Source organism: Klebsiella sp. A-Nf5 (genome assembly GCF_002810545.1).
Taxonomy (GTDB): domain Bacteria; phylum Pseudomonadota; class Gammaproteobacteria; order Enterobacterales; family Enterobacteriaceae; genus Klebsiella; species Klebsiella variicola.
In genome coordinates, this window is sequence record NZ_PIOG01000249.1 from 1 (window position 1) to 648 (window position 648).

1 protein-coding gene and 1 pseudogene are annotated in these 648 nt (G+C 43.2%); both read right to left on the reverse strand.

Annotation, left to right across the window (positions count from 1 at the left end):
* Nucleotides 1-67: 67 nt before the first annotated feature.
* A complete protein-coding gene (locus tag CWM53_RS23370; RefSeq protein ID WP_063266827.1) occupies nucleotides 68-313 on the reverse strand; it encodes a hypothetical protein in 246 nt (81 codons plus the stop codon).
* Nucleotides 303-648, reverse strand: a pseudogene (locus CWM53_RS23375) (ShlB/FhaC/HecB family hemolysin secretion/activation protein); the annotation flags it as partial. The gene CWM53_RS23370 and the pseudogene CWM53_RS23375, both read right to left, overlap by 11 nt.

Sequence of the window (648 nt, forward strand, 5' to 3'; positions counted from 1 at the left end):
GGCAGACTCAGCGAGTTAGTCTCAACAACAATCCCAACCACAAAGGCTGGGATCTTTTCGACATAGATTAAAATCCCTTTACTTTAAAAAGGCGGAATAATGCGAGTCCAATGCCTCCAATGCTTCCACCATAAAGTCCTAATTTCGCTCCGTGCAAAACATCCTGCCAAGTTGTATTAAAACCATCGCCAAGCAGCCACAGTAACAACGAAAAAAAAATCTTTCCGCATACAGATAATGCGATCATGAATAAAATCGTAGCAACTAAGAGAAATAGAGACTGAACACATCTAACTCGGAGATCATTTTTCATTTTTATCTCCTATTTTTTTTATTACCTGTTCAGCTCCTTTACCGCCTCCCTCTGATATTACTGAAGCTCCAATATTACCCATATTGCCTGGAAGCTTACCAGGCAACATCTCCTTAGAGATCCCCAGTTGACCTTTAATTTCGGTATATTTCAGCAGGTCAGGATTAAACTTAGGATCCCAGCCGCCGGTTAGCCATTTACCAGCCGCATTTGTGCCTGAAGAGATTAGTTTGCCTCCCCAGTAACCGCCAGCAGAACCCAGACCATTAGTAATTGCTCCTGTTAAAGGATTGTCACCGTTGATCTGATTGGTTAGCGCGCCACCGGCTGCATTC